Source organism: Amycolatopsis iheyensis, from assembly GCF_024703995.1.
GTDB lineage: Bacteria > Actinomycetota > Actinomycetes > Mycobacteriales > Pseudonocardiaceae > Amycolatopsis > Amycolatopsis iheyensis.
In genome coordinates this window covers 1-21,452 of sequence record NZ_JAMXQV010000030.1, presented here as the reverse complement: position 1 = coordinate 21,452, position 21,452 = coordinate 1, and the positions used below count along the sequence as shown (strand labels likewise).

The 21,452-nt window shown below is 72.0% G+C and carries 24 protein-coding genes; 13 read left to right on the top strand and 11 right to left on the bottom strand.

The genetic code is table 11. The features are described 5' to 3' along the window. Positions 1-9: 9 nt before the first annotated feature. Positions 10-1,827 carry an alpha-L-fucosidase gene (locus tag M8542_RS40410; RefSeq protein ID WP_257925670.1) on the bottom strand — a complete coding sequence of 606 codons (1,818 nt, stop codon included), beginning with the start codon at positions 1,825-1,827 and terminating at the stop codon, positions 10-12. Between the two features lie 250 nt (positions 1,828-2,077). Between M8542_RS40410 and M8542_RS50495 the strand changes: the two genes are divergently transcribed. Then, positions 2,078-2,869, top strand: coding sequence for an IclR family transcriptional regulator (locus M8542_RS50495; RefSeq protein ID WP_257925669.1), 792 nt, complete (start codon positions 2,078-2,080; stop codon positions 2,867-2,869). Here the strand turns inward: M8542_RS50495 and M8542_RS40400 are convergent. Beyond that, entirely contained in the window at positions 2,836-3,843 is a 1,008-nt protein-coding gene (locus M8542_RS40400; protein ID WP_257925668.1) for a beta/alpha barrel domain-containing protein, read from the bottom strand. The two genes, M8542_RS50495 and M8542_RS40400, sit on opposite strands and share 34 nt — an antisense overlap. Continuing rightward, positions 3,844-5,205: an MFS transporter gene (locus M8542_RS40395; RefSeq protein ID WP_257925667.1), complete on the bottom strand. Its 1,362-nt coding sequence runs from the start codon at positions 5,203-5,205 to the stop codon at positions 3,844-3,846. A gap of 150 nt (positions 5,206-5,355) precedes the next feature. Here M8542_RS40395 and M8542_RS40390 point away from each other — a divergent pair, with 150 nt between their 5' ends. The 6 genes from M8542_RS40390 to M8542_RS40365 are packed head-to-tail and all read left to right on the top strand — an operon-like array spanning position 5,356 to position 10,390. Then, positions 5,356-6,246 (top strand): DUF6282 family protein, encoded by an 891-nt coding sequence (locus M8542_RS40390; RefSeq protein ID WP_257925666.1) that lies wholly within the window; start codon positions 5,356-5,358, stop codon positions 6,244-6,246. Between the two features lie 11 nt (positions 6,247-6,257). Continuing rightward, positions 6,258-7,121 (top strand): cupin domain-containing protein, encoded by an 864-nt coding sequence (locus tag M8542_RS40385; protein WP_257925665.1) that lies wholly within the window; start codon positions 6,258-6,260, stop codon positions 7,119-7,121. Continuing rightward, positions 7,118-7,888 carry an HpcH/HpaI aldolase family protein gene (locus M8542_RS40380; protein ID WP_257925664.1) on the top strand — a complete coding sequence of 257 codons (771 nt, stop codon included), beginning with the start codon at positions 7,118-7,120 and terminating at the stop codon, positions 7,886-7,888. The genes M8542_RS40385 and M8542_RS40380 overlap by 4 nt, the downstream gene beginning before the upstream one ends. Next, a complete protein-coding gene (locus M8542_RS40375; RefSeq protein ID WP_257925663.1) occupies positions 7,885-8,727 on the top strand; it encodes an LLM class flavin-dependent oxidoreductase in 843 nt (280 codons plus the stop codon). The genes M8542_RS40380 and M8542_RS40375 overlap by 4 nt, the downstream gene beginning before the upstream one ends. Next, positions 8,727-9,647, top strand: coding sequence for a 3,5-dioxohexanoate:acetyl-CoA acetone transferase (gene kce / locus M8542_RS40370; protein WP_257925662.1), 921 nt, complete (start codon positions 8,727-8,729; stop codon positions 9,645-9,647). The genes M8542_RS40375 and kce overlap by 1 nt, the downstream gene beginning before the upstream one ends. Further along, positions 9,644-10,390, top strand: a complete 747-nt coding sequence (locus M8542_RS40365) for an SDR family NAD(P)-dependent oxidoreductase (protein ID WP_257925661.1) — start codon at positions 9,644-9,646, stop codon at positions 10,388-10,390. Before kce ends, M8542_RS40365 begins: the two co-directional genes overlap by 4 nt. A 2-nt stretch (positions 10,391-10,392) precedes the next feature. Here M8542_RS40365 and M8542_RS40360 read toward each other — a convergent pair whose 3' ends face one another. The 3 genes from M8542_RS40360 to M8542_RS40350 form a co-directional block, all read right to left on the bottom strand. Then, the gene (locus tag M8542_RS40360; RefSeq protein ID WP_257925660.1) at positions 10,393-11,553 is read right to left on the bottom strand and encodes an LLM class flavin-dependent oxidoreductase; all 1,161 of its coding nucleotides are present in this window, start codon (positions 11,551-11,553) and stop codon (positions 10,393-10,395) included. 32 nt (positions 11,554-11,585) lie between these two features. Beyond that, positions 11,586-13,136 carry a carboxylesterase/lipase family protein gene (locus M8542_RS40355; protein ID WP_257925659.1) on the bottom strand — a complete coding sequence of 517 codons (1,551 nt, stop codon included), beginning with the start codon at positions 13,134-13,136 and terminating at the stop codon, positions 11,586-11,588. A 74-nt stretch (positions 13,137-13,210) separates the two neighbouring features. Next, on the bottom strand, positions 13,211-13,636 hold the full coding sequence (locus M8542_RS40350) for a pyridoxamine 5'-phosphate oxidase family protein (RefSeq protein WP_257925658.1): 426 nt from the start codon (positions 13,634-13,636) through the stop codon (positions 13,211-13,213). A gap of 60 nt (positions 13,637-13,696) precedes the next feature. Here M8542_RS40350 and M8542_RS40345 point away from each other — a divergent pair, with 60 nt between their 5' ends. The 4 genes from M8542_RS40345 to M8542_RS40325 all read left to right on the top strand — a co-directional run bounded on the left by M8542_RS40345 (position 13,697) and on the right by M8542_RS40325 (position 16,427). Beyond that, positions 13,697-15,259: an HD domain-containing phosphohydrolase gene (locus M8542_RS40345; RefSeq protein WP_308210324.1), complete on the top strand. Its 1,563-nt coding sequence runs from the start codon at positions 13,697-13,699 to the stop codon at positions 15,257-15,259. Positions 15,260-15,326: 67 nt separating this feature from the next. Further along, positions 15,327-15,692, top strand: coding sequence for a DsrE family protein (locus tag M8542_RS40335; RefSeq protein ID WP_257925657.1), 366 nt, complete (start codon positions 15,327-15,329; stop codon positions 15,690-15,692). A gap of 2 nt (positions 15,693-15,694) precedes the next feature. Then, positions 15,695-16,069 (top strand): hypothetical protein, encoded by a 375-nt coding sequence (locus M8542_RS40330; RefSeq protein ID WP_257925656.1) that lies wholly within the window; start codon positions 15,695-15,697, stop codon positions 16,067-16,069. Positions 16,070-16,160: 91 nt separating this feature from the next. Continuing rightward, positions 16,161-16,427 (top strand): GlsB/YeaQ/YmgE family stress response membrane protein, encoded by a 267-nt coding sequence (locus M8542_RS40325; RefSeq protein WP_257925655.1) that lies wholly within the window; start codon positions 16,161-16,163, stop codon positions 16,425-16,427. 7 nt (positions 16,428-16,434) lie between these two features. On the opposite strand, the gene M8542_RS40320 is transcribed toward M8542_RS40325, so the two are convergent. Next, entirely contained in the window at positions 16,435-17,529 is a 1,095-nt protein-coding gene (locus tag M8542_RS40320; protein ID WP_257925654.1) for a S1 family peptidase, read from the bottom strand. A gap of 219 nt (positions 17,530-17,748) precedes the next feature. Further along, positions 17,749-18,567, bottom strand: coding sequence for a helix-turn-helix domain-containing protein (locus M8542_RS40315; protein WP_257925653.1), 819 nt, complete (start codon positions 18,565-18,567; stop codon positions 17,749-17,751). Positions 18,568-18,631: 64 nt separating this feature from the next. Between M8542_RS40315 and M8542_RS40310 the strand changes: the two genes are divergently transcribed. Next, a complete protein-coding gene (locus M8542_RS40310) occupies positions 18,632-19,408 on the top strand; it encodes an alpha/beta fold hydrolase (protein WP_257925652.1) in 777 nt (258 codons plus the stop codon). On the opposite strand, the gene M8542_RS40305 is transcribed toward M8542_RS40310, so the two are convergent. The 3 genes from M8542_RS40305 to M8542_RS40295 all read right to left on the bottom strand — a co-directional run bounded on the left by M8542_RS40305 (position 19,383) and on the right by M8542_RS40295 (position 20,900). Then, positions 19,383-19,847: a molybdopterin-binding protein gene (locus M8542_RS40305; RefSeq protein WP_257925651.1), complete on the bottom strand. Its 465-nt coding sequence runs from the start codon at positions 19,845-19,847 to the stop codon at positions 19,383-19,385. The two genes, M8542_RS40310 and M8542_RS40305, sit on opposite strands and share 26 nt — an antisense overlap. A 115-nt stretch (positions 19,848-19,962) precedes the next feature. Further along, positions 19,963-20,382 carry a TOBE domain-containing protein gene (locus M8542_RS40300; RefSeq protein ID WP_257925650.1) on the bottom strand — a complete coding sequence of 140 codons (420 nt, stop codon included), beginning with the start codon at positions 20,380-20,382 and terminating at the stop codon, positions 19,963-19,965. Positions 20,383-20,441: 59 nt separating this feature from the next. Then, positions 20,442-20,900, bottom strand: a complete 459-nt coding sequence (locus tag M8542_RS40295; RefSeq protein ID WP_257925649.1) for an ANTAR domain-containing protein — start codon at positions 20,898-20,900, stop codon at positions 20,442-20,444. Between the two features lie 118 nt (positions 20,901-21,018). Between M8542_RS40295 and M8542_RS40290 the strand changes: the two genes are divergently transcribed. Next, the coding region (locus M8542_RS40290; RefSeq protein ID WP_257925648.1) for an APC family permease at positions 21,019-21,452 on the top strand (434 nt) is incomplete at its 3' end.

The window sequence follows — 21,452 nt, the reverse complement described above, 5'->3', positions numbered from 1 at the left end:
GTCTCCCTTTCAGGCGGCGGTGCGGTACAACGCGAAAGTGGCCAGGTACGGCGTGGCGCGGGACTGCGTGACGACGACGCGAAGGTGCGCGGCGGTCACCGGCGCGGGCAGGGTGACCAGGCGGGTGTAGCCGATCGTCGTGACGGTGGCGAGGGTCTGCCAGGTGCCATCGATCTCGGCCTGGACGTACGCGCCTTCGACGTGCTGCCCGCGCGTGATGTCCTCGCCGAGCCGGATCTGGTCGAACGTGACCGGCCGGGGCAGCCGGACGTCGAGCGGGCGGTCCAGCCGTTCCGCCGTGGTGACCGACGCATCCGTGACGGCACGGGGCGCACCGAGGGCGAAGTTGCGCGACTGCGTCCGGGCGATCGCCTGGCCGAAGCCGGCCAGCGCGGCGGTGTCGGCGGGCGCGATCCGGCCGTCCGGGCCCGGCGGGACGTTGAGCAGCAGCGACGAGTTGCGCCCGACCGTCTCGCGGTAGGTCTCGACGAGCCGGCCGGCGGACTTCGGTTGTTCGGCGGGGTGGAAGAACCAGCCGGGCCGGATCGAGACGTCGGATTCCGCGGGCGCCCACTGCAGGTACCGCACCGACGGGTCGGCCAGCTTCGTCCGCGACCCCAGGTCGGCGGCGGTCGCGCCGCCGAGGAACAGCTCCTCGTTGTGCGCGGTGTTCGGGTCGCCGGTCGTCGGCAGCGGGCTCCACTCGGTCTCGCGGGCCTGGCCGGCCTCGTTGCCGACCCAGCGCACCCCGGCGGGCCCGGCGAAGGTGACGGTGTCCGGCGACAGCGCGTGGATCAGCTTGAACCAGGTGGTGAAGTCGTAGGTTTCGCCGATCCCGTGGTCTCGCCAGGGGTTGGCGCCGTCCAGCCACAGTTCGTCGATCGGGCCGTACTGGGTGAACAGCTCGTAGATCTGGTTGAGGTAGTAGGTGTTGTAGTCGTCTTCGTCGACGGTGAACTCCGGCAGCTTCCCGGTGGCGAGCGCGCCCGCGCGGTCGTCGTGCGGCACGAGGGTCGGGATGGTCCGGCGGGTGACCGCGCTGTCCGTGCCGTAGCGGCCCTGGCCCTGCGGCGCGCTCGCGCGGTCTTCGTAGGTGGCCCGCTCTTCGATGCTGAGCGACTGCCCGGCGGCGACCTTGGCTTCGATCCGCCGCACTTCGTCGGCGAAGAACTGCTTCGGCAGCTCGGCGCCGTCGGCGGGCGAGAGGTAGACGCCGACCTTGAGCCCGGCCGCGCGGGCCGAGTCGACGTAGTCACGCAGGATGTCACCGCGCGGGTTGGCGCAGCGAGTGTTGCGCGTCTGCCAGTACGCGGACGGGTCCTCGGCGCGCTGGGCCTGCGCGGCGTCCCGGGCCGGGTCGGCGCAGCCGGGCGTGATCCACCACGGGCTCGCCACGACGGAGTGGTTCGTGTAGCGCGTCGGGTAAAGGACGAAGCCGTCGTGGTGCTTGGCGGTCAGCATCACCTGCGTGACACCGGCGGCCTTGAGCGACCGCATCCACTGGGCGGTGTCGACGGCCGGTGGCGCGAACCTCGACTCCTTCTCCGCGCCGGAACCCCATTCCCGGTCGGTGAAGGTGTTCATCCCGAAGTGCGTGAACGCGGTGACCGGCCGCTGCTGCCAGGCCAGCTGGCCCGGGCGCGGGACGAGCGCCGCGGCCTTGGCGACGATCCGCTCGGGGCTGTCGCAGGCGCGCACGGTCATGATGCTCGCCGGCCGGATCGGTCCGCCGCACCCCTCGGCGGCGGCGGGCGAAACCGCGGGCAGCGCGGCGGCGACCGTGGTGACAGCGGTGACGGCGACGAGGACCAGACCGCGAAACGTCATGACTCTCCTCGTGACGGACCGCGGCCACAGACCCGGCGGCGGCGGAACGGGGTGGACGGACGCCAGACTAGGTCGGCCAGCCATCGGATGTCTAGACCTGACTAGATGACAACGAATGTCGTGGACAAGCCACCTTCCCAACTTTCGGAGGAGATTGATCCGATGGGTCAAGGGAAAGCGTCCGGTCCGGTAGCCTGATGTCCGTGTTCACGAAGTGAACAGCCGTACCAGACTTCCGGCGGAGGCCCCCGTGACCAAACCGACGCGGTCCCCGGACGCCCGCGCGGACCAGGCCGACATCCAGGCCGTGAGCCGGGTCAGCCAGATCCTGTCGCTGTTCGACCCGGCCACCCCCGAGGTGACGGCCGGGGAGGTCGCCGAGCGGCTCGGGCTCAACCGCACCACCGCCTACCGCTACTGCACGTCGCTGGTCGCGGCCGGGCTCCTGGAACGCAGTGCCGACGGCGGCTACCTGCCCGGCGCGCTGCTGCTGCAGCTCGGCGCGTTCGCGATCGGGCACCGCCGCGTCGTGAACCTCGCGCCGCGGCACATGCAGGCGCTCTCGCGCGCCACGCAGACCAGCGTCGTGCTGAGCCTGTGGGGGCTGACCGGTCCGGTGGTCTCGCGGGTCGAGGAGAACCCGTCGACCATCGTCATCGTGTCCGTGCGCGTCGGCAGCCACCTGCCGCTGGACACCGCGCAGAGCAAGGTGTTCCTCGCCTACCACGCCGACCAGCTGTCGATGGAGCGGCTGATCGGCAACCTCTCCGGCACCGCCCGCGACGAGCTGCGCGCGGACGTCGACCGTGTGCGCGAAGCCGGCTATTGCTCGGCGATGAGCACGCCCGGGATCGTCGCGGTGGCCGCGCCGGTCTTCGACGAATACGGCATCTGCGCGACGATCGCCATCGTCGGCCCGGACAACACGCTGTCGATGGCCGACGACACACCCGAGCTGCGGGTGGTCGCCGCGACCGCGCGGGAGCTCACCCAGGAGCTCGGCGGCCACTACCGGCCCGACGACCTCCAGCGGGCGGTGTAGGGCAGCCACGCGGGCGAGGGCAGCGGCGGGACGTCCGCGTACTCGCGGGCACCCGCCAGCGCGCTGCCGACGAAGTCTTCGGACACGCCCGAAACACCGTCGACCAGTTCGCGGAGCACCGGCGGGCCACCGATCCACAACGCCGTGACGACTTCGACGGCCCGTGCGCCCGAAGCCAGGAACCGCAGCACGTCATCGACCGTGCGGGCGCCGTTCGTGCCGATCAACGGCGCGTCGAGGGCCGAGAACGCCTTGCTGACCCAGTAAAGGCTCATCGGGAGGCAGCCCGGTGAGCTCCACGCGCCCCACGAGCCGAGCACCGCGCCGCCGTCGAGGTCGGGCAGGAAACCCGGGTAGCGGCCGACCAGCCCGACCGCGTCCGCGCCGGCCGACCGGGCGGCCCGGGCGAGCGCGACGACGTCGGAGGCCTGCCCGGGCAGCTTGACGAACAGCGGCACATCCACGGCTTCGCGGACGACGCGCACCGCGGCGGCCACACCGTCCACTTCGGTCAGCTGGCGCACCGCGCGGGCTTCACGCCCGTGCGGTGCGCCGATGTTGAGTTCCACGGCCGGAACGACTTCGGTCATCGCACGAGCGATCCGCGCCGCGGCGGCCGGGTCGCCGAGGGTGATGCTGCCGACCACGGGACAGCCTCGCGCGGCGCCGTAGGACACCCCGTCGGCCAGTACCGCCAGCCAGTCGTCGAGTTCCACCTGGGCGAGGCCGGACCGGTTGAGCAGGCCGTCACCCGGCAGCCCCGACCCCGGCGGCCGCACCTCGCCGGCCCCGGAGACGAAGGCGTAGTCCGCGATGTCCAGCTGGAGCCGGGCCGCCACGCTTTCGTTCACCGACTTGGCCACCACCGCCCCGGCGCCCGCGTCGACGCACGCGGTGATCCCGTCCAGGGTCATGGTCAGCTCGGACGAGCCGACCCACACCGGGTTGGCGGTGACCAGTCCCCCGACCTCCACTTAGGACAGTGCCGGGATCGTGCTGTCGTCGGCCATGTCGACGTCCTTGGTCTCCGGGCCGAGGAAGCCGCCGAGGCTGATCAGCAGACCCGCCAGCACGATGAGGACGGCCGGGGCCAGGTGCGCCGGCAGGAAGCCGTCGAACCGCTGCAGGTAGAACTGGTAGAACGCCGGGGCGATGAGCGCGAGGCTGTAGCCGACGCCGTAGCCGGTCGAGCGGATGCTCGCCGGGAAGCGCTCGGTCAGGTACGCCGCGATCGGGCCGAACGTGCCGACGGTGAACACGCCGATCAGCACGCCGAAGCCGAGCGCCGCGCCGAAGCCGCCGTTCGAGGCCATCAGCAGCGTGTAGGAGCCGGCCCCGATCACGACCATCGAGAAGCCGTACCCGATGTAGAACCGGCGTCGCCCGATGCGCTGGGACAGCACCCCGAACACCGGGTAGGACAACGCGGCGGCCGCGTTGATGACGAGCATGGTCAGCGTGACCTCTTTGCTGGAGAGGTCCAGGTGCGCCTTCAGCTGCGCGGGTGTCACGGCGGCTTCCATGTTGGTCGCGAGCCACGTGCCGGTCATCAGGATGAACACCTGGCCCAGCGCCCGCGGGTACTTCTTGACCAGCCGGACGAACGGCAGCTTGTGCTTCTCCCCGGTCAGCTCGGCCGGCGGCTCGTGCACCTGCTTCTGGTAGTAGCGGAACAGCACGGCCGCCAGCAGCGCGCCGACGAAGAACGGGATCCGCCAGCCCCACTGGACGTACGCGCTGTGCAGGCCGGCCGACGGCAGCAGCTGCAGCATCAGCAGCGTGATCGCGGCGATCACCGCGTACGCGGCCGGTGAGGTCGAGGTGATGATCGAGGCGTAGAGGCCGCGTTTGTGCTTCGGGCTCCACTCCATCGCCAGCGGCACCGCGGTCGTGTACTCGCCGCCGAGGAAGATCCCGTCGACGAACCTCAGTGCGATGAGGATGCCGACCGACCACATCCCGATCGTCTCGTGCCCGGGCAGGCACGCGGTGATCAGCGTGATGACGCCGAACCCGCCGACCGCGACCAGCGTGGTGCGCTTGCGCCCGACGGTGTCGGCGAAGTGGCCGAAGATGATCGCGCCGAGCGGGCGGCCGATCAGCGTCGAGGCGAACACGAGCGAGGCCAGCACCGCCGTGGTGCTCGCGCTGAGGTTCGCCGCCTGGAAGTACACCGTCGCCGGCGCCAGCACGACGATCGGCAGGTAGATGTCGAACTGGTCGACGAAGTAGGCGAGCGTCCCGCCGCGGACCGCGGCCCGGACCTTGGTCATGTCCGGCCCGTGCGGGGTCCCGGGACGTGCGGACGCCTCTGCGGCGCTGGGCGGTGTGGACATCAGCGTCCTCCGTTGCTCCGAACTGAATGTTCACCAAGTGAACAGCAGACACTCTAAATATGCGTCCCTCGATACACAAGAGCGGTCACAGGGTTGACAGCCGGTCCTATAGTGAACTTTGACTTCATAATGTGAACCGAAAGGCCGCTCATGAGCTCGCGCCCCGCCATCGCCTCCGTCCTGGACGGCTTGGCCGACATGCACGTCCACTCCGGCCCCAGCCCGTTCCCCCGCCGCTTCGACCACGTCGAGGCCGCGCAGGACGGCGCGCGCATCGGGATGCGCGCGATGGTCGCGAAGTCCCACCACCACAACACCCAGATGGACATCCTCGCGATGAAGGGCCGCCTCGCCGACGTCAAGGCGCAGGCCTTCGGCGGCATCGCGCTGAACAGCACCGTCGGCGGGCTGAACGTCCACGCCGTGCGCATGACGCTGCGCATGGGCGGCAAGGTCGTCTGGTTCCCGACGATCTCTTCCGGCCGGCACATCGACTGCCACCCCGAGGACGGCGCGTTCCCGACCACGACCGTGCCGCTGACCCTGGAGCGCATCGACATCGTCGACGGCGACGGCGTCCTCAAGCCCGAGGTCATCGAGATCCTCGACGAGATCAAGGAGCAGCAGGCCGTCCTCAACGGCGGGCACATGTACCCCGAGTACATCAAGACGCTGTTCCAGGAGGCGCACGAGCGCGGCCTGAAGCGGATGGTCGTCAGCCACCCCGACTTCGTGATCGGCGCCGACCCGGCGTTGTGCCGTGAGCTGATCGAGCTCGGCGCGTTCATCGAGCACGAGGTCGGCATGTACGACCCCGAGGGCACCCAGAAGTGGGACCCGAAGAACCTGCTGACCTGGATCGAAGCGCTCGGCCCGGAGCACACCGTGCTCGCGTCGGACTTCGGCCAGAAGGCCAACCCGAAGCCGGTCGACGCGTGGCTGCGCGTCGGCGAGGCGCTGCTCGACCTCGGCCTGCCGGAGAAGGACCTGCGCCGGATGGTCCGCGACAACCCCGGCTACCTGCTGAACCTCGACGCCTGAAAGGACCCGTTGTGTACGAAAAGGACGATCCCCGCTCCGGCCTGGCCACCGCGGCCCGGCCCGACAACGGCGCCCGGATCACCGCCGCGCAGTACCTCGACCTGCGGGAGTCCCCGGTGGTGCGCGCGCAGAACGTCATCCTCATCCACACCGACGCCCACGACGGCGACGACCTCGACAACGGCGCCCTCGAGGGTGAGCTGGCGATCGTCGTCACCGACGCCTCCCCCGCGTTCACCGTGCTGACCGGCGACGGCGCGACCAAAGTGGACTCCCCCGGGCTCGTCGTGGTCCCGCCCGGCGCGTCACGGATCAGCGTGCACGGCGACGGGCCGCTCGTCCGACTGGTCGAGGCCACCGAACCGGCGTGGCGGGATCGTGTCGCCAACGCCGAGGCCTACGCGCAAGCCCACCCCCGGGTCACGCTGCTGGAGCGCTGGCCGGCGCCCGCCGAGGCGCGGGTCCGCTTCTACCCGCTGTCCGAGGTGCCGGACGACCCGAAGCGGTTCGGGCGGATCTTCCGGACGCGGTCGTTCATGGTGAACTTCCTGCCGCTGCAGGACGGCCCGCGCGACCCGCACAAGCTCTCCCCGCACCACCACGACGACTTCGAGCAGCTTTCCCTGGCCGTGCAGGGTGAGTACGTGCACCACATCCGCACGCCGTGGCTGCCCGACAGCAGCACCTGGCGCGACGACGAGCACGTGCGGATCGGGAGCCCGTCGGTGACGGTCATCCCGCCGCCGACCGTGCACACGTCCGAAGCGAGCGATCCGGGCGTGAACCAGCTGATCGACATCTTCAGCCCGCCACGCGTGGACTTCTCGGAGAAACCCGGCTGGGTCCTGAACGCCGACGACTACCCGATGCCGTGAGCGGCCGTACTGGCGGCGGGCTGTTCACCCGCCCGCATACTCCCGTCGGCACCTGGCTGAAGATCGCTTCGACCGAGCCTGCCGAGATCATGGCGTTCGCCGGCTTCGACTTCGTGGTCGTCGACCTCGAACACGCACCGCTGGACCTGGTGACCGCGTACCGGCTGATCAACACCGCGGCCGCGCTCGGCGTGACGCCGATCGTGCGGGTGCCCGACAAGACGCCGTCGACGATCCAGAAGATCCTCGACGCGGGCGCGATGGGCATCCTGGTGCCGCACGTCGACACCGTCGAGGAGGCCGCGGCGGTCGGGCGCGCGTGCCGGTTCCCGCCGCACGGCGTGCGCGGTGCCGGCGGCACCAGCCGCGCCGGTTCGTGGGGGCTCAAGCCGAACGCCGAGTACCTCGCCGCCGGCAACGACGACGTCCTCTGCATCCCGCAGCTGGAGAGCGTCGAGGCGATCAAGGCCGCGCCGGAGATGCTCGCGCTGGACACCGTGGACGCGGTGTTCGTCGGCGCGGCGGACCTGTCGATGTCGATGGGCTCGACGCCCACGTCGCCGGAGGTGCTGGACCTGGTCGCGTCGGCGATCTCGGCGGCCCACGACGCCGGGAAGAAGTGCGGGCTGGCGTTCGGCGGCGTCCCGGACCGGGCCGCCGAGGCGGTGCGTGACGGCTGCGACTTCGTCCTGCTCAGCAACGACACCACGATGCTGGCCGACGCCGCGCGCACCCTCGTTCGAGCGTTCCGGGACGCGACCTCATGACGCTGTCCCTGCCGCGCACCGCGCTGTCGATCGCCGAGCCCGACCAGCTCGACCACGACGGCGTGGTGCGCTTCGTGCGGGCGCTCGAGGAGTACGGCCACAAGATGGTCTGGCTCCCCGAGGTCGCCGGCCGGGAGGCGTTCACGACGGTGGCCCTGGTGTGCGCGTCGACGTCGACGTTGATCGTCGGCAACGGTGTCGCGCGGGCGCTGGAGCGGGTGCCGAAGTCCGCGGGTTCGGCGGCACGCGATCTCGCCGCCGGGTACCCCGGGCGGTACGTGCTGGGGCTCGGGGTCAGTGGCGCGGTCCGCGAACGCGGGGTCGGACCGCTCCCGTTCCTGCGCGAATACCTCGACGGCGTCGACAAGGTGGCGGCCGAGGTGCCGAAGGTGCTCGGCGCGTACTCACCCGGGATCACGAAACTGGCCGCCGAACGCGCCGACGGGCTCATCACGTTCCTCGTCACGCCCGAACACACCCGCTGGGCCCGCGAAACGATCGGCCCGGACCTGTTCCTGTCGGTCGTCCAGTGGGCGGTCGTCGGCCGGTCGCGGGCGGCGGCCCGGGAGGTCGCCCGGGACCGGCTCGCCTACTACCTGACGCTCCCCCACCAGATCGCCAAGCTGCGCCGGCTCGGCTTCACCGACGCCGACCTCGCGCCGCCGGGGTCCGACCGCCTGCTCGACGCGCTCGTCGCGTACGGCACCCCCGACCAGGTGCGTGCCGCCGTGCGGGCGCAGTACGACGCCGGCGCCACGCAGGTCGCGTTGTCGCTGGTCGGCCCGCTCGACGAAGCGAAGCTCGACGCCTACCGCGCACTCGCACCACAGGAGGACTGATGCGCCCGGCCGAGAAAGTCATCATCACCACCGCCATCACGGGCTCGGTGAACATCCCGTCGCAGAGCCCGCACCTGCCGCTGTCGGCCGACGAAGTCGCCGACGCCGCCCTGGAAGCCATCGAAGCCGGGTCGGCCGTCGTGCACCTGCACGCCCGGGAACCGAACGGCCGGCCGACCGCCGATCCGGAGGTCTTCGAGAAGATCGTCGGGCGGATCACCGCGGAGACCGACGCGGTCGTCAACATCACCACCGGCGGCGCGTCGTCGATGACGATGGACGAACGGCTCGCCGCCGCCCGGCAGCTGAAGCCGGAGCTCGCGTCGATGAACATGGGGTCGATGAACTTCGTCTACTCCGGCATCGCGGACAAGGTGCAGGAGTGGAAGCACGACTGGGAAGAGCCGTACGTGCGCAACACGTACTCGCACCCGTTCGTGAACACCTTCGACCGGATCGAGGACACGCTGCGCTCGCTCGGCGAGGCCGGCACCCGGTTCGAGTACGAGTGCTACGACATCGGGCACCTGTACTCCCTGGCGTACTTCGTCGAGCTGGGCCTGGCGAAGCCGCCGTTGCTGATCCAGGGCGTGTTCGGCGTCCTCGGCGGGATCGGCGCCGACCACGCCAACCTGGAGCACATGGTGCGGATCGCCGACAAGCTCTTCGGCGACGACTACTACTTCTCCGCGTTCGCCGCGGGCCGGGACCAGCTCGCCTTCGGCACGCACAGCGCGTGGCTCGGCGGGCACGTCCGCGTCGGGCTCGAAGACAGCCTGTGGATCGGCAAGGGGAAACTGGCCGAGAGCAACGCCCAGCAGGTCCGCAAGATCCGGGCCGTGGTCGAGGACCTCGGCAAGCCGATCGCGACGCCGGCCGAAGCCCGGGCGATGCTCGCCCTGCGAGGAGGAAACGCATGAGCCTGCTGACCGGCAAGGTGGTCCTGGTCGTCGGCGCCAGCTCGGGCATCGGCGCGGAGGCGGCGCGGGTGTTCGCCGCCGACGGCGCGTCGGTGATGCTGGTGGCCCGGAACGAAGAGCCGCTGGCGAAGCTCGCCGCCGAGCTGTCGGACCACGACGTCGCCTACACGACCGGTGACATCACGTCGGCGTCCGATGTGGACGCGTTCGTGGCGGCGACGGTGGCGAAGTTCGGCCGGCTCGACGGCGCGTTCAACAACGCGGCCATGGGCGGCGGCGGCCGCCTCGACCAGGTGAGCGAAACGGACTTCGACCGGATCATGGCGGTGAACGTGAAGGGCACGTGGCTGTGCCTGCGCGCGGAAGTCGCGGTCATGGAGTCGCAGGGGTCGGGGTCGATCGTCAACGTGAGCAGCATCGGCGGCCTGCGCGGCAGCTCCGGCATGGGCGCCTACCAGGCGACGAAGCACGCGGTGATCGGCCTGACCCGCACCGCGGCGCACGACTTCGGGCCGCTGGGCATCCGCGTCAACGTGATCGCCCCTGGTCCGACCGAGACGCCGATGCTGGACGAGCTGCGCCGCACGATCCCGGGCGGGGTGGAGGCCCGCATCGCGGCGACGCCGTTGCGCAAAGCGGGCACGGGCGCGGAAGTCGGCTCCACCGCGGCGTTCCTGCTGAGCGACCGGGCAAGTCACCTGAGCGGGGTGGTGCTCCCGGTCGACGGCGGCTTCACGGCGTAGGGTCAAGTCAGATCGGGGATCAGCTCGCCGATCAGCCGGATGCTCTTCATGACCTTGTCGTGCGGGATGCCGCCGATCTGCTGGAGGCACATCATCCGGTCGATGCCCAGTTCGGAGTAGGCACGCAGTTTCTTGCGACAGGTTTCCGGGCTGCCCACGATCAGCGAGTCCTGCGCGCTCAGCACCTCGAACACCTCGTCGTCCGGAACCTGCTCGCCCTGCAGGATCCGGGCGATGAGAAGGTTCGCCGCCGACGGCGCGTTCGCGGCCTCGCCACGCAGGAAGTCGCCCGTCAGGCCCGGGGACTTCACCAGTTCTTCGTTGCGGGCGTTGGCGCGCACGAACTCCGTCGCCGCTTCGAAGAACGTCAGCGCGGTCACCGTGTACCACGCCGCCGCGGCCGCCGCGCCGCCCCGCATGGCCTCCTCGTCGGTGTCCGCGCAGTGCACGAAGGTGAAGAAGGCGACCTGGTCGTTGACAAACGCCCCGACCGGCTCCGTGCACGCCGCGGCGGCGGCGCGGTAGAGGCCGACCAGGCGGCCGGCGCGTTCGAGGGACTCCCACATGGTCGTCCCGAGCACGCCCACGCCGCGGCGGCCGGCCTCCTCGAACGACGCCGGGCTCGCCGCCGCCTGCCACAGCGGCGGGTGCGGTTTCTGCAGTGGCTTCGGCCCGATCCCGACACCGTCGACGCGGTAGGCGTCACTCTCGTGGGAGAACCGTTCGGAGGTCCACATCTTCGGCACCATCTCGAACGCCTGCTGCGTCTGGGCGCGGGCGTCGTCCGGCTCGATGCCGAACAGCCGCCACTCCGGGATCGTCGAGCGGGTCAGCCCGAGCTCGACCCGCCCGCCGCTGAGGTGATCGAGCGTCGCCGCCCGCTCGGCGACGCGAATCGGGTGGTTGAACCGGCCCGGCGCGAGCACCGCGGCGTGCCCGAGCCGGATCCGGCTGGTGCGCTGGGAAAGCGCGGCCAGCATGAGCTCCGGCGCGGAGGAGAGGCTGAACTCCCCCGCGCCGTGGTGCTCGACCTGCCACCAGCAGCCGTAGCCGAGCTCGTCGGCGAGAACGGCCTGCTCGATCGCCTGGCGGAACCTGAGCTGCTCGTGCCCTTCGGGCCACGGCCGTGGATTCTGGATCTCGTTGAACAGGTCGATCTTCATCCACGGCCTCCGCTCATCGGGTCACCGACGAGTCAGTCTCCGTGAGCTACCGGTCCGTTACCGATGGTCACCCAGAAGGAGCAGTTGTGCTCCGCGGCGACGTCCACGGTGGCCGGCTTTCCCGGCGCCAGCGACTGGGCCGCGGTCCGCGGCCACTCCGGGCCGGGGTTCCCGGTGCGGGCGAAGGTCGTCCAGGAGCGGATCATCCGGTCGGCGAGGGCGCGCTGCCCGGCGTCGAGTGGCGCGGGCGTCCCGTTGAGGTCGAACAGGTACACCATCTCCGCGCCGTGGTAGGCACCCGAGGGCAAACCGGCCGGGAAGGGGAACTGCGGCGGCGCGGCCCGGTCGGCGAACTCGTAGCCGTAGACCGGCGCGTACCGGGCGAGGACGCGGCGGTCGGTGTCCTGGGCGCAGGACCACACGCGGTCGGTGGCCACCGTCGCCCACGCGACGGCCGAGGACTCGTAGGCGCCGGCCGGGTACTTCGCGGCGACCGCGGGCGCGTCGGCGCCGAACGCGTCGGCGAGGAGCTGCCGGTAGCCGTCCTCGGTGAAGGCCTGCGGCAGGAACGCGGTCGCGAGGCGCTGCTCGTCGAGGTTGGAGCCGGAGAGGACCGGGATCCGCGCGAACCGGCCCTCGGCGAGCGCCCGGTCGGGCCGCCACGGCAGCACGCGGTTGCCGTACGCGACCGCCGGCAGCGCGGCGCTCTGCGTCGCGGCCAGCAGCCGGTCCACCGGCAGTGCCCGCAGGCAGTCCACTTGCGACGGTCCGGCGCACCCGAGCGACGCGGCGAGCGCGACGCCCTGCGCGTCCGCGGATTCCTGGCTCTGCCAGGGCGAACCGGCCGGGATGCCGGGGTTGACGCCGTTGCGCGGCCAGGTCATCGAGCAGGAGCCGCTTTCCATGATCGCGCGCTGGAACAGCCCGCGGGCGGCGGGCGAGGTGAGCTGCGCGCAGACGTCGTAGGAGCCGGCGGACTGGCCGAACAGCGTGACGCTGCCGGGGTTCCCGCCGAACGCGACGGCGTTGCGGCGCACCCAGCGCAGGGCGGCCTGCTGGTCCTGCAGGCCGAAGGTGCCGGCGCCGTCGAGCCGCGGCAGGCCGAGGAAGCCGAAGACGCCGAGCCGGTAGTTCACGGTGACCACGACGACGTCCCCGGCTTCGGCGAGGCGTCGCGCGTCGTAGTCGCTGCCGGCGCCGTAGACGTTGCCGCCGCCGTGCAGCCACACCATGACGGGCTTGCGCCCGGGTGTCTTCGGAGCGGTGACGTTGAGGTAGAGGCAGTCTTCGGAGTCACTGGCGGGCCCGATGTTCTGCGGCTGCGCACACCGCGGCGCGGGTCTGGTGGCATCGCGGAGTCCGGTCCACCGCGCCGCGGGCCGCGGCGGCTGCCACCGCAGCGGCCCGACCGGCGGGGCGGCGTACGGAATGCCCTGGTAGGTGGTGCTGCCGCTGGTGACCGTGCCCCGCACCGGGCCGGCCTCGGTCACGGCCACACCGGGGTCGCGGGTTCCGGCATCGGCGATCCCGGCCGGCGCCAGCAGGGCCAGGGCGGTCAGCACTGTGGTCGTCACGCGCTTCATGTCGTCCTCCTCGGGTCGAGGAGGACAGCCTCACACCGACAAATTAATTTGTCAAGGCAGCCGGTGTTGTCGGATCACCCCGGTCCGAGATCAGCCGACAGCCAGTGCTCCGGCCGCATGAACACCGCCGAGTGCTCGCCCAGCTCCTTCCGCTCGAAAGCCAAGAACTCCTCGACCTTGCCCGCCGGCAGGTACCGAGCCGCCATCTCCCGCGCCCGCTCCGCGCCATCCGGCTCGACAGCCGTCACCGGCCCCTCCACCGACACGTACCGCACCGTCGGCGTGGTCCGGTGCGCCAGCATCGTGAACCGGCCCGCCGCCTCGATCGCGCGCGTCTTGCGGGACTGCGGCCCCGACCGGATCCACAGCAGGCCACCCGGCGTGTACTGGTACCAGATCGGCACCGTCAGCGGGGCCCGGTCCGGCCGCTCGACGACCGAGAGCGCCCCGACGTGCGGTTGGGCCAGGAATTCTTCGCGTTCCTCCTTGGTCAACACCATGCCGCCGAAGCTACGCGGGGGGACCGACAAAAACGTACGCTGAGGGGCCCAGGAGAGGCGGTGGCCGTGGCCGGAGCGCCGGGTGGGCCACGGCGGGCCGAGGTGCTCGCCGCGCTGTCGCTCGCCATCGATCTCGGGCTCGGGCAGCCCATGGAGCACATGCTGCGCTCCGCGCTGATCGCCACCCGGCTGGCCGGGCGGCTCGGGCTGGCCGCCGAACGGCGGGACACGACCTTCTACGCGACGCTCGTCGCCTGGATCGGCTGTCACGCCGACTCCCACGAGCTCGCCGCCTGGTTCGGGGACGACATCGCCTTCCGCTCGGCCACCTACCGCGTCGACTGGGCCGGCCTCCCGTTCCTGCGCCTGCTCGCCACGCACGCGGGCCGCGACCGGGCGCCGGTCTCGCGCGCGGTGCTCGCCGCCGCCTTCCTCGCCCGGACCCGTGGCCACCTCGCCGAGCTGATCCACTCCCACTGCTCCTCAGCCGCCCGGCTCGCCGACCGGCTGGGGCTGGCCCCGGCCGTCGGCGCCGCGCTCGCCGGCACCTTCGAACGCTGGGACGGCAGCGGCCTGCCCGCCGGCGCCCGCGGCGACCGGCTGCCGATCGAGGTGCGCGTGGTGCACCTCGCCGAGATCGCCGAGGTCCACCTGCGCCGCGGCGGGGTGACCGCCGCCGTCGCGATGGCCCGCGCACGCAGCGGCCGCCAGTTCGACCCCGCCGTCGTGACGGTGTTCGCCGACGCCGCCGAAGAGATCCTCGGCGGTCTGCTCGACGAAGACGTCTGGGCAGCCGCCCTGGCGCAGGCGCCCGAAGGCGACCGCACGCTCACCGAAGCCGAGCTGGACGACCTGCTCACCGCGATCGGCGACTTCGCCGACCTCAAGTGCCCGTTCGCCCTCGGGCACTCGCGCGGGGTCGCCGACCTCGCCGCCGAAGCCGCCCGGCTCAGCGGGCTGCCCGAGCCGGACGTCCGGCTCGTCCGGCGCGCCGGGCTGGTGCACGACCTCGGCCGGATGGGCGTGCCCACCACGATCTGGGAGAAGCCGGGCCCGCTTTCGGAAGCCGAATGGGAGCGGGTCCGGCTGCACCCGTACCTGACCGGCCGGATCCTCCGCCGCGTCACGGGGCTGGAGCAGGTCGCCCTCGTCGCCGCGGCGCACCACGAACGGCTCGACGGCTCCGGCTACCCGCTGGGCGCGGCCGGCGCGGCGCTGGCTCCGCACGCCCGGCTCCTGGCCGCGGCCGACGTCTACCACTCGCTGCGCGAGCCGCGGCCGCACCGCCCGGCGCGCGACGCCGTCGACGCGGCGGAGATCCTGCGACAGCAGGCGCGGGAGTCCCGGTTGGACGCCCACGCCGTCGACGCCGTGCTGCTGGCCGCCGGGCACCCGCGCCGCCGGCCCGCCCACCCGGCCGGGCTGACCGGTCGCGAGGTGCAGGTGCTGCGCCTGCTCGCGACCGGCGGTTCGAACCGCGAAATCGCGCGGACGCTGTCGATCAGCGAGAAGACCGTGCGCAACCACGTCGAGCACATCTACGCCAAGGCGGGCGTGACCAACCGGACCGGCGCCGGGCTGTTCGCCCTCGAACACGGCATCACCGGTCTCCCCGGAAGATGAGGCAGCCGCCCCATGCGCGGGCGGGCCGTCGCGACCGAGGCTGAGCTCCCGTCGAAAGGAGCTCACCATGCCCACCCGAGCCGTCATCAGCCTCACCACCGGACTCGAAGACCCGGAGAAGGTCACCGTCGCGTTCCTCGTCGCGGTCGGCGCCGCGGAAGGACACCGCGAAACCCTGATGTTCCTGACCAAGGAAGCGGTCCGGCTCGCGCTGGACGGCTTCGCCAAGGCGACGGCGTGCGAAGGCTGCCCACCGCTGGCCGAGCTGGTCAAGCGGTACGAGGCCGCCGGTGGCCGGTTCCTGGTCTGCCCGATCTGCTTCACCGCCCGCCACCTCGCCGACGACGGCCTGGTCGCCAACGCCGCCCTCGGCGGCACGGTGCCGATGTGGGAGTGGATCGGCGACGAACCCGTCACGACGTTCAGCTACTAGCCATGACCACCGCGGGAGAGAGGTTCGCCCACGCCCTCGCGGCCCGTGACTCCGCCGGGCTGCGCGCGGTGCTGGCCGGCGAAGTCGACTTCGCCGCGCTGACCCCGAGCCGGCACTGGCTCGCCACGGACCCGGCCGAGATCGTCGACGACGTGGTCTTCGGCCGCTGGTTCGGACCCGGCCGCGAGATCCTCGAGCTGTGCTCGGTGACCACCGCCCGGGTCGCGGACTGCGAGCACGTCACCTACCGGCTCCTGGTGCGGCGCGACGGCCTGGACCACCTCGTCGAGCAGCAGGCCTACTACACCACGTGCGACGGCACGATCGACTGGCTGCGCGTCCTGTGCTCCGGCTACCGGATCCTGGTTCCCGGCTGAGAATCCGATCACGTCGGCGTGGCTCACCGCGCCGCGGGGCCGTCCGCCTGCCATCCTGGGCCGTCAAGAAGGCAGGCGGACGGAGGCACCCGTGGGGATCATCGGCTGGATCGTGCTCGGGCTCATCGCGGGAGTGATCGCGAAGGCCCTCATGCCGGGCAAGGACCCGGGTGGCTGCATCATCACGATCCTGCTCGGCATCGGCGGGGCGTTCGTCGGTGGCTGGGTCGGCAAGACGTTGTTCCACACCGACCTCGGCACCTTCTTCGACCTCCGCACGTGGGGCCTGGCGGTCCTCGGCGCGCTGATCATCCTGGTGATCTACCGGATGGCCTTCGGCCGCAGCCGCCGCGACTGACGACGGCTCAGTTGAGGCTGACGCCGTACGCGCCGAGCGCCTCGCCGACCGGCTGGAAGAACGACGTGCCGGTGCCCTTGCCGGACGTGATGCCCAGGCCGACGCTGCCCGCGAACAGGCAGCCGCCCGAGTCGCCCGGGTTGACCAGCGCGTTGGTCTGGATCAGCTGGGACACCGAGCCCTCGGCGTAGTTCACGGTCACGTTCGTGCGGGTGACCGAGCCCGACGTCAGGTGCGTGGTGCTGCCGCTCTTGCTGATCCGCTGCCCGACCGTCGCGGTGCCGGCGGAGCTGATCCGCTGGGTCGAGCCGTTCCACAGGGTGACCGCGCCCGGCGCGCTGCCGGTGTTGTTGCGGATCAGGCCGTAGTCGTTGCCCGGGAAGCTCGACCCCTGCGACGGCCCGACGTTCCACGTCGACACCGCGCGCGTGCAGTGCCCGGCGTCGACGATGTAGTTCACGCCGCCGCGGTTGGTGTTGAAGCCGACCGAGCAGCGGGTGCCGCCGCCGGTGATGGCTTCGCCGTTGTAGATCGCCGTGTGCATCTCGCCCGCCACCCGCTCGACCCGGACGCGGTCGCCCAGCGCGGACGCCGCCGTCAGCAGCGCGTCGGTGCCGCGTGCGGCGTCGGCCACGGTCAGCACGACCTGGTTGGTCTTCGGGTCGAGGCCGATCGACGTGTGCGCGACCGCGGGCAGCGCCTGCAGGGCGCTCTGCGCACTCGCCAGCGCCGCGCCGGAGTGCTTGACGAGGCGGGCGTGCGCGCCGGCGGCACTCACCTGGTCGGCGGCGGCCTGGTCGAGCACGTTCACCACGGGTTTCGCGGCCGCGTCGAGGTAGCCGTCGACGGCGCGCGTGCCGAGCCCGGCGGTGACCCGGTGCAGGGTCTCCACGCTGGTGGCCTGCGTGCGCAGCAGCTGGACCGCGGCGGACTCGCTGAGTCCGGACTCGGCGACGAGGGAGGCGACGGCGTCGCGCTGGACGTCGGCCGAGTAGCCCTCGACGGTGGTGGCGGTGGCACTCGCCGGGCTCAGGAGGCCGACGACCGCGACGGCGGTGGCCACTGCGGTGGCGGAACGGGCGAGCAGAGGTCTGGTGCTCATGCCGGCAACTCGCTTTCACGGGGGACGGACCGGCGCGAGGGATGGCCGCGCCGGTCACGGTGGGTGGATCCGGTGCGCCCGAGGGTGATCCGCCGCGAAGCCCGGCGATACCGACTTTCGTCGGACAGGACAAAAGATAGGTACCGGACATTTCGCCGAAGTGGTCCGCGCGCACAGTAACCGCGCAGCGAAGCGGACCAGTCCCCCCGCGCGGTCCGCTCAGGAACGCTCGGGCCAAGCGACGTCGTCCACCGCCAGGAACGGCTCGGCCGCCACGTGCGCCGGGGTCGCCCCGGTGAACTCGCGGACCTCCCGGTGCAAGTAGGACTGGTCCGCGTAACCGCCCTCCGCGGCGACCCGAGCCGGGTCCTGGCCCGCGACCAGCCGGTGCACCGCGTGGTCGAAGCGGACGAGCTTCGCCACGCGCTTGGGTGGTGAGCCGGCCTGCACCCGGAACCGGGACCACAGGCGCTTGCGGCTCCAGCCGACCTCGGCCGCCAGGTGCTCGATCCGGACCCGGCCGCGGGTGCCGGCGAGCCGCCGCCAGGCCCAGACCACCTCCGGGTCCACGGGTGGGCCCGTCTCGGCGCGGCGGGCCAGCACCGCGTCCGTCAGCGAAAACCGTTGCCGCCACGAGGAAAGCTCGCTCAGCCGCTCCCCCAGGCGGCCCGCTTCCCGGCCCCAGAGGTCGTCGAGGGCCACCATCGCGCCGTCGAGCTCGCCCGGGCGGATCCCGAGCACCGCGCCCGCGACCACCGGGGACAGCCGCACCTGCACGCACTCGAAGCCGGCGGCCTGACGCACCCGGCTCGCGCCGAACCCGAGCCCGGCCACGATGCTCCCCCGGTGCTGCCGCCCGGACGCGTCGGCCACGGCGACCGTGCCGGCGCCGAACACCAGCGCCAGGGTGATCGCCGGCGGCGGGACGAGCCGAAGGCCGGCCGGGGTGACGCCCCGGTCGCGAAACCCTGCCATCGTGGCGCCGGCCAGCCGGCCGGGCCCCGCCGGCCGGGCGACGTCCCACAGCGCCACACCCATGAACCCAAGCTACGCGGAACATTCGTTCAAGCCACCGCGTACCGCGAGCGGCAAGAGTGCCCGCATGACTCCGGAAATCCACGTGCGGCAGGACGGCCCCCGCGACGCGCCCGCACTGCTCCTCATCCACGGCTCCGCTTCGTCGAGCCGGTCCTGGGACGCGCTGGTCCCGCTGCTGACCGGCGCCCACCACGTCATCCGGGTCGACCTGCTCGGGCACGGCCGGTCCGCCAAGCCCGCCGACGCCGACTACCGCATTCCGGCCCAGGCCCGCCGGATCGCCGCGGCGCTCGACCACCTCGGCGTCGCGACGGCCGTCGTCGCCGGGCACTCCACCGGTGGCTCGTCCGCGACCGCGCTCGCCGAAGAACGACCCGATCTGGTGACCGCCCTCGTGCTGCTCGACAGCGGCCCCAGCCTCGACACCTACATCGCCCCGCCCCTGGCACCGCCGTCCGGGGAACCGCTGACCGACGACGAGATCCGCGCGGCGATGGCCACCGCGTTCAGCCGCCCGGGCTACGAACCGCCGCAGGAACTCGTCGACGACGTCCGGGCGATGAGCTTCGCGTCCTTCGCGGCGTCGCTGCAGGGCGCGCGTGAGTACCTGACGGAAAAGCCGCTCCCCGACCGGCTGACCGCGCTCGGCACCCCGCTGCTGGTGCTCTTCGGCGAGGACGACCGGCGCTGGCGCCCGTCGAGTGCGCTGGCGGCCTACCGCGCGGTGCCGGGCGCGCGGGTCGAGCCACTGGCCGGCGTCGGCCACTCGCCGATGCTCGAGGATCCGCCGCGGACCGCCGCGCGCCTGCTGGCCTTCACGGCGCGGTCGGCGACACCGTGAGCAGGCACAGCTCGGCCAGGTTGCGCACGTAGCGGCTGGCGCGCAGGTCACTCGGCATGACGAGGGTCGGCCGCGGCAGGTCCTCGCCGTTGTAGCGCGTCGCCAGCAGGGCCGCGCAGTGGCCGAACTCGGGGTCGATCTCCGCCAGGGACAGCACCACGCGGAACCCGTCCTCGGACACGGCGAGCACCACCACGGTCAGGCCGGACATCTTGTGCCGCGGGTCGAGCGGCAGCGGGCCTTCCCGCAGCACGTCGTAGAGGTGCACGCCGTGCACCTCGTGGCGCTCGCGCTTGCGCCGGGTCACGTAGTCGACGTCGAGCCGGACCCGCGAACGGGCCCGCAGGTCACCGACGTCGATCAGGCGCGACGCGCACCCCGTGCCCGTGACCAGCAGCCGGCCCGCCGGTGGCGGGGTGCGCGCGGGGGACGGCTCCATCGCTCCACGCTAGGTCGGCCCCCGGGCCGCGCACATCCACCGATCAGGCACAGCTCGGTCGCGAATGCGGCACGATTCGCACCGGATCACCGCAGAAGCGGCGATTTCTCCCGGATCAGCCGGTCGCCAGCGAGATCTCGGTCGACTTGACCAGCGCGACCACCGGCGAGCCCGCTTCGAGGCTCAGCTCGGTGGCCGCCTCGCGGGTGATCGACGCGGTCAGCTCGCCGCCGTCGACCGCGACCTTCACCGTCGCCATGGCGCCGCCGGTCGCGACGGCCGTGACCCGGCCGGGCAGCTGGTTGCGGATGCTGATGCCGGTCACCGGCCCGGTCGCGAGCGACACCTCGGTCGACTTGATCAGCACGCGGACGGCGCTCCCGTCGGCGAGGCCCAGGTCCTCGACGGCTTCGCGGGTCACGGCGGCGGTGATCTCCTGCCCGCCGGACAGGCGTGTCTTGACGGTCGCCATCACCTCGCCCGGCGTGACTGCGGAGACCGTCCCGTCGAGCTGGTTGCGGATGCTCAGGCCCATGCCCGGGACAGTAGCCCGGCACCCGGATCAGCGCATTTCCGCTGTTCCCGCGCTCGCGCTCAGCCGCGGTGCTCGATCAGCCAGGCGGCCACCCGGTGCAGCTTCGTGCTGGACTTCTGCGACGCCTCCACCAGCATCCGGAACGCCTGGACCGGGTCGAGGCCGTGGCGCTGCATGAGGATGCCCTTGGCCATCCCGATCGTGTCGCGGCGTTCGATCGCGGCGCGCAGGTCGGCCTCGTGCTGCGCGCCGACGAGTGCGATGGCCGCGTGCGTCGCGAACACCCGGCCGTCCTGCGCGGTTTCGGCGCTGAACGCCCCGGGTGTCGTGGCGTAGACCAGTTCGCTCGTCGGGGCGACCGTGCGGACGCGGCCACCCTCCTCGACGAGGGAGATGCCCGCGTGCTCGGCGCCTTCGATGTGGTCGACGGCGGCCTTGACGATCGCCACCAGGGTCGCGTCGACGTCCGGCTCGGCCGTACCGCTGATCCGCGCGGACCGCTTGATCCATTCAGGCACCCATCGTGACTTCAGCTAACAGTTGCGCTAGGTAACGATTCGGGGATACACCGGTTGCCGCGTCACCCGGTCGGGTAGCAGTCCGCCGGGAGCAAGGTCGACCAGAGGAGCCGCACGGATGAGCACCGACACCGAGCAAGGCGGCCAAGCCGCCGTCGCCGGGGACGACACGAAGCTCAAGAAACACTTCGGGACCATCGGCCTGCTCTTCACGGCCGTCGGGTCGGTGATCGGCTCCGGCTGGCTGTTCGGGGCGATGAACGCCGCCGAGCTGGCCGGGCCCGCCGCGATCGTCTCGTGGGTGATCGGCGCGGTCATGTTCATCCTGATCGGGATGACCTACGCCGAGCTCGGCACGATGTTCCCGCATTCGGGCGGCGTCGCCCGGTTCCCGCACTACTCGTTCGGCTCCTTCGCCAGCTTCTCCATGGGCTGGGTCACCTGGATCGCCGCCGCGGCGGTCGCGCCGATCGAGGTGCTGGCCGTCGTCCAGTACGCGACGAACTACCTGCCGTGGCTGGAAACCCTCGACGCCGACAAGAACCCGACGCT